This is a genomic window from Aporhodopirellula sallentina SM41 (genome assembly GCF_000346505.1).
Lineage (GTDB): Bacteria > Planctomycetota > Planctomycetia > Pirellulales > Pirellulaceae > Rhodopirellula > Rhodopirellula sallentina.
In genome coordinates this window covers 1-6,945 of record NZ_ANOH01000227.1, presented here as the reverse complement: position 1 = coordinate 6,945, position 6,945 = coordinate 1, and the positions used below count along the sequence as shown (strand labels likewise).

3 protein-coding genes are annotated in these 6,945 nt (G+C 57.1%); 2 read left to right on the top strand and 1 reads right to left on the bottom strand.

The window, feature by feature from the left end; all coding sequences use genetic code 11:
• The first annotated feature begins 377 nt into the window (after positions 1-377).
• Positions 378-1,394 carry a signal recognition particle-docking protein FtsY gene (gene ftsY / locus RSSM_RS15460; RefSeq protein ID WP_008680503.1) on the top strand — a complete coding sequence of 339 codons (1,017 nt, stop codon included), beginning with the start codon at positions 378-380 and terminating at the stop codon, positions 1,392-1,394.
• A 343-nt stretch (positions 1,395-1,737) separates the two neighbouring features.
• On the opposite strand, the gene RSSM_RS15455 is transcribed toward ftsY, so the two are convergent.
• A complete protein-coding gene (locus tag RSSM_RS15455) occupies positions 1,738-4,272 on the bottom strand; it encodes a tetratricopeptide repeat protein (protein ID WP_144059850.1) in 2,535 nt (844 codons plus the stop codon).
• A gap of 1,548 nt (positions 4,273-5,820) precedes the next feature.
• Between RSSM_RS15455 and RSSM_RS15445 the strand changes: the two genes are divergently transcribed.
• Positions 5,821-6,945, top strand: a 1,125-nt coding sequence (locus RSSM_RS15445) for a hypothetical protein (RefSeq protein ID WP_201767205.1), incomplete at its 3' end; no start/stop codon positions are given.

The window sequence follows — 6,945 nt, the reverse complement described above, 5'->3', positions numbered from 1 at the left end:
TGAAAGAGGCTTTACGACGCGTATCCGGCAATTGCAGTCATGCCGGAACGGCGCTGCGCTTGGTATGGCCTACGACTATGCCGAAGAGGCCTCACGAATGAATCAGCCGACGGGCATTAACTTCGCTTGTTCCGTGCTGACCGCGGCCAACACCGTTCGGCTGATGAGTTTTCGGAACGCTTGCGTTTTCCGATCCCGTCATCGCGGGCCAATGAGAATCTTCCCATTTGTCCTAGGCCTGGAAAACCAAATCTCGAGGCGCGGCAATCGCTGTCGGGCAGACGGGTGGCGAATTTGTGGTTCGGATGACACAATCATTGGCCAACTTTTGACTCGATTGAGCTGCTCCCACTCATTCCACGCGGAACTGAATCACGATGGCGTTTTGGCGATCCAAAAAGACGAGCGAAACCGACGAACCCAATGAAGCGTCAGCAAACGCTCCGAGCGTTTCCGGTTCGGCCGACGAGCAACAGGGCAGCGGGCTGTTGTCGAAAATCGCGGGCGGGCTGCAGAAGACGCGCCGCGTTCTCGGGACCGACATCCGTGACCTGTTCAAGAGCGAGGGACGCCTCGTCGACGATGATTTCCTCGGCGAACTGTTTGCCCGTTTGATCCGGACGGACATGGGCACGGGACCTGCCAACAAGATTCGCGAAGAGGTGGCGAAGCAATATCGCGGTCGAGTGGTCCACCTCGAGGAAGTCATTCAAACGATCACCCAAGAGATCCGGTCGCAGTTGTCGCAGGATCACGGCGAATTGGCGAAGAACGATTCCCCACCGACGGTGGTGCTGGTCGTCGGGGTGAACGGCAGCGGGAAGACAACGTCGATCGGAAAGCTGTCACACTATCTTCATGCCAACGGGCACTCGTTGGTGTTGGGCGCCGGTGACACGTTTCGTGCCGCCGCGGTTGAACAACTCACGATTTGGGCCGGACGGATTGGGTGTGAAATCGTGACAGGAAAGAGCGGCGCCGACCCAGCTAGCGTTGCCTATCAAACTGTCGACAAAGCGATCGAGGTCGGTGCCGACTACGCGATCATCGATACCGCCGGTCGTCTGCAAACACAAAGCAATCTGATGCAAGAACTGCAAAAGATTCGCAAAGTGATCGACAAACGATTGCCCGGGGCACCGCACGAAGTGTTGTTGGTGCTCGACGCGACGGCGGGCCAGAACGCGATCAGTCAAGCAAAAGGGTTCAGCGAAGCGGCGGGCTGCACGGGGATCGTGCTCGCTAAATTGGACGGATCCGCGAAAGGCGGCGTCGTTCTGCCGATCCGCGAGCAGTTTCAGTTGCCCGTCAAGTTTGTCGGGCTCGGCGAAGGCATGGAAGACATGGCGGCGTTCGATCCCGACTCGTTCGCCGACGCGTTGTTGAAGGGGTAGAGCATCACGGAATCTGCCGCGTTCGATCTCCGTAACAGAGTCTTTGCAAATTCAAATGTCATTGTGAGCGGCACGATGTGATCCGCGGGTTGTTGGCGTTGAGACCGGCGGCTAACGCCTTGCCGCTTACTAATTCAACGGGCTGTTGATTTAATCAAGAGTCAACCTGTTTTCGTTTAACCGGTAGCCGTAGGCGACGTGCAGTGGCAAGTAGGTCGCCTACGGCTGCCCGTTAAACGAAAAACTCAACAGCCCTCCGGGAGTTTCGGCATGCCTCGCGAGACGCTGAAAGGCTCCCCGGAATCAACCTACCGGCGTCAGCTACGGCGAACTTTACAATGCTCTAACGAGGTTGCAGTTGTGAGGGGCCGCACGTGTAAGTGACGCCGCCGCGGACGAGTGGATGAGCGATGCTGTCACGATGCGGGGTGACGTAGATGTCATACTCGGTCGCGTCGACACGTTGAATCGAGCACGGGATGTTCTCGGTAAGACCACAGGCGTAAACGGAGAGCGTCGCCGTGAGTTCTTCCTTCGACTGCGAGAGTTTGTCTTTCCATCCGTTGATGTCGATGTAGATATCCTCTTCATCGTCGTCTGCAATCATGACCAGCTCTGTCGATGATTTCGCGAACTGGGTTGGGGCTCGATCACCCCATTTCAATTGATCGCAAAGATCGGGGCCACTCCACACATCCATGCCGTCCGGCCAACGAAACGCGATAGCTTTTTGGTTTGCGATCGCGCGGGCTATTTCGAACAACCGACGAACCGGATCCGGTCGACTGTCGCTGATGTTGATCTTCAGTTTCGTGGTCGGGCCACGCAAACGCTCGCTGAGCCATGCTGGTGTTTTTTTGTCTTCGTAACGACAAGTCTCAAGACTCACATAGATGCGTGTCCCGTTTTCAGATTCATACACCCACTGTTCAGTGGCATCTTTACGGTCGTTTGCAGCGGAGTTCGAAAAGGAGGTAGAAGATAGCTTTTCGCCGAGAACGGATTCGAATCTGGCACCGAGCGTATCGGGGTTGACCCTGATTTTTCCCTGAAGCAATAGAAAGCCCGACGCTTTCGCAGGCATATAGGGAATTCGTATCGGATACGATTCGATCAGCCGACGAAAGCCTGCTGTCTCGGCCCGCCCCTCGAGTAGTGTTGCGAGCGGTTGCTCTTGCAGCCATTCGATCGCCGTTTCTTTCGGTACCGCAGCGAGGTAAGGTTGCAGGGTTTCGAAGTCGCCCTGAGCGAGTGCGACAATCGCCCGACCGGGGATTTCCTCGTCGCTGGAACCGTGTTGATCAATCCACTCGACCGCCGCGTCGTCCTCGCCCAACTGCACGAACGTGTGGATCACGTGACCGAGACGACGAGCCCGATCCCACGTCGCATTTTCGCTCGCTAGAACGCTTTTTTGGAATTGCTCGAGTGCCCGGCGTTTGTTTCCTTGGGTAAGAAAGTACTCGCCTAGTTGAAAACGCGTGAAACCGTTGAGTGAGTCCGGCGCGGCGTTGGTATCGAGTGCATGTGTTAACCAAACATCAACCTGTCGCTGGTCACCGATAAGGATCGCCTCACTGAGTCCCGATTCGAGAACGCTCTGGCGGTCATCCATGCCGTCGATCCTCAGCGTCGTCAAATCCATCTCCGTCTGAACGTGCCCGGTTCGCACCAAGTCGCGGGCGAATCGGTCGGTGAGTTCCCTGGTGATATACTCATGGTCGACTGAGTATGCCTTGCTCGCCAGTTGGATCGCCTTTTGATCCATCTTCGTGGTGGTATCAACGTCTCCTCTTCGCCAAAGAAGGGCGGCTCCGAGTACGAATTGTTGAACTCGGACCGAGTCAGACGCTGTCGATGAGGTCGCGTTGATGAACTCGGCGATCTCCATGTCGGTCGCGTACTTTCGATAATGGCTGCCGAGTTGGGAGTGTTTTTCGTGATCGTCTGGCCATCGTTCGATGAGCTCCAACGGGCGACGGAGTTCGAGCATCGATGTCGCGAGAAGACTCTCGGCGGCGTCATCAATCCAGTCATCGTTATTCATCCAGTCTTCGCCGGCGGAACTTTGCGAATCGGAAGAGGATGAGCCGGAAGCGGCCGAGTCTGTTGCAGCGGCCGCCGAATCCGTTTCACGCCATCGGAGAAACTGGTCGATCCGCTTTGCAGCGTCTTCGTATTCGTCCGAGTAGAACGCTGCCCATCCCGCGAGGCCGGTGAGCCAACCGACGTTGGTTTCCGCTGTGTTGTTGGTTAAGAGGCGCCGCAGTTCTTCGGTGTCGCAGTCGAGGTAACCGTCGTAGGCTCTCTCCACGAGACGACGATGCATGTCGTCACTACTTTTGATTTCGTCGAAGAGCTGATCGAGTTGCTCGTGTTCGAGTCTGACGTCGAGGTAGTACTCTGCTGCGGATTCGCGGAAGGTCTCGTTCTTCGCGATTGTTTCAGCCCGCAGAAACTTAACTGCCGCCTCGTCAGGTTCGTCTTGCGCGACATGTTGATTCCCTTCCGCGATGAGGAGCACGCCCGGCGGCAAATCTCGCCGACGACGCAGTTCGTTGATGATCGCTTCGGTTAGGTCAGCATTCTTTTTGGTCGTGACCGGGAGAAGCTGAGTCCATCGCGACTCGTCATCGGCTCCCGCGATGATATCGACCAGTGTGGGGACATCCTCCGGACGCAGGTTTGCGATCGCACAGCTCAGAATGGTGGAGTCATTGGGGCAAACGCGAAACGCTCTGAGAGCCGGTTCGGCGGCTTCGTCGTTGCGTTCGAGTTTACTGAGTGCTTCGGATAGAATCCATTGAGCGTTGGGATGGTTCGGCGCTTGCTGAGTTGCCCGCTCGGCGGCGCGCAGTGTGCCATCATAGTCCTGCATGTTCCAATAGCAGACCGCGAGTGTTGGCCAGACTCCCCATCTCGCGTCTGGAGTTTCCACGGACTCGAGCATCCGCGCCGCCTCGTCGACTTTTCGAACTGCATCCACGTGTAGGCGGCTCGGATCCGAAATACCGGACGGTCCGACGGCAACATGATGGCACCTTCCGTTTTGCGAAGTAACTCGATCGCTTCGTCGCGTTGTCCGTCGCTCCACATCGTGTTGGCTCGAGCGAGTTCGACCAGAGCTTTGTCGTAGCCCTGGTCTTGAGGTGTATCGCCTACGATGAACGACGCGTACTCGTCCGAGATGCGGCGTCCGTATTCCAAACGTTGCCAGTCATAAAACTTCCATTGTTGCTCCTCGTAGACGAGGAACCACTGGACCGACTTCGCCTGATTCCAATCGGAGTACGAGATGAGGTCGACGACGGCGAGTTTGCCGTCCGCCTCTAACCGTACATCGAGAACATGAGTTTGTGATTCGAGCGAGTCCGGTTGCGGAGCGTCAGTTCGTATCCAATCGGCGAGCGTCAGGCGGTGCGCGATGTTGATTTGACCGTTGCCTTCTTCGCTCGTCGCGACCGCTTCGATAAAACTCGACGGGCTAAATTCCGCTGACGGCAAAACAGCATCGTCTTGGGTGAGTAGCTCAATGTGGTTGTCGATGAAACGCTGCAGCCCTCTGTCGACCCGCTGTTTTTGTTGATCGGATGCCGATCCCACCCGCCGTTCAAGTGATCGGTTGAATTCCGCGGCATCCTGATTGAACGCGTCTTTGCGCGGAGGAAGGTTGACCTGCAACGATGGTTGTGCGATCCGCTTCATCGCAAGGTAACCGACCCCAGCGATCCCGCCACAGAAAACTGGAATGATTGCGAGCGCGATTAGCGAGATGATCAGAATTCGTTTGCTCGAACGAGTCGGCGCTGGTGCTGGCACAACGCCGATCGGTTGCGTGAACGGGTTTTTCGGAGGCAATTTTGTAGACCGTTGACATACTGGAATTGCGGTGTGTGAACGGTAGAGCCTAGCGACGTTTTCGACGGGGGGGAAGTAACTGAACGTTTCGGAAGGCGGGCCGCCCGGCTGGTCAGTGTTGGTCGGGTTATGCACGCGGAAATCGGAAACTGACCATTGGCCCCTTCATTTCGCGAGGCGCCGACGACCGCTGCCAAGTGTCTCGTTTGCGAGCCGATCGCGAGCCTTCAAGACGCGGTTCGGCCGGGCGTTTTGTTTCACGGAATGTCGTGCCGTTCGGGAGCGGTCGCGAGCGTGTTTCACAAACATTGCAATCTGCATTGGAACACTGGCTGGTGTGACAAGAACGCGATTTCGAGTTGCTCTGGGAGTGTTGCCGTGCATGATGAGGTCGCTGTGCAGGAGAGTTTCCTTCGCTCGACGGAAAGCTCGTTTTACCCTGCACCGCCCGTATCCATGACGGAGCGGTTGCTGGCCGGATGATTCGGCGCGACGTTTGCATTGAGGTGCTTGCCTTGCTGCGACACAGCTACCAGGAAATGTCAAATTGGAACGGAGGACCCTTGTTATGAATATGCTGCTATCTCCAGCATCAGGTGCTACAAAACAGATCCGCGGGCGGCAATACGCTATCGGTGCCCTCGTGTTGTTGGCCGGTCTCGGTGTTTTCTCCGGTGCATTAACTGGCAACACCGTCTCCGCATCGGAGCCACCGGTGATCTCGTTTGACTTGCCTGCGACCGCGGTTGCGGTTCCTGTCGTTTGCTCGCACGGCAACGATCTGACGATGAGTGATCGCGGGGAGCCGGTGGAAATCACTTTGCGGTTGTCATCCTTGGTCAGTGGCAGCGTGTTCCCCGAAATCGATCGGTGGATGATTCGTTGTGTGCCGCGGGATCCTTCATGGCGAGTGGTCAACTACAGCCCTCGAACGGAGACCGCGAGCGAATATGCCGGACCGATCCAGGTCAAACGATCCGACGAAGACAGCCAAGCGTTCGGAATGGCAGTCGACGTTGCTCACGGGGCGGTCGCAAACGCACACATCGGCGGCGACAAAGGTTCGAAGCAATCGGAATCGGTTCAGTTCGATCGACACGCTCCCTTGCACGCGGTGACCGCCGCCGGGACGATCGAACGCGGACGAGGCGTCTACTACAAACTGCGATGGACGTCGACTCAGGTGCTCGAAGGCGAGAAAGAACTGAAGATCACCTTTGACGTTCCTGCGGGATTCCGATCCGGATTGGTGGACGTTTCGGTGGTCGCGTTCGGACGACTGCCAAAGAAGAACTCGGTCACCGATGCGATTTCGCAGATCCCGGTCTTGGGCGAGGACCGTGGCGCGGTTCGACCTCTCGGTGAAGGACACTTTGTCGTCGCGGTACACGCCGAGGGTGATCCGGTGGCTTGGCACGCGGCACGTGATTTTGCGGCGGCGGAAATCGCCCTCCGCAGTCAAGCCCGCAGCGTTCGTGCAACGTCGCCTGCCCGTTCGTTGTCGACCTTGCTTCGGCATGTTGCCGCAAAACTGGATTCCGATGCAGTCGATGTGCACAGCGATTGGGCCGAACGGCTGATCTTCGCGAACGCCGATCCGTACACCGATCCGATCATTCGACGGTTGCCTGCCGAGGTGCGTGTGGTTGCGATCGAGTACTGCGACGCACGCCGTATGGTCGAAAACCTTCGG

Coding starts and splice junctions, on each gene's coding strand:
- RSSM_RS15455 (WP_144059850.1), bottom strand. CDS start 4,272: ATGCAGGACTATGATGGCACACTGCGCGCCGCCGAGCGGGCAACTCAG.
- ftsY (WP_008680503.1), top strand. CDS start 378: ATGGCGTTTTGGCGATCCAAAAAGACGAGCGAAACCGACGAACCCAAT.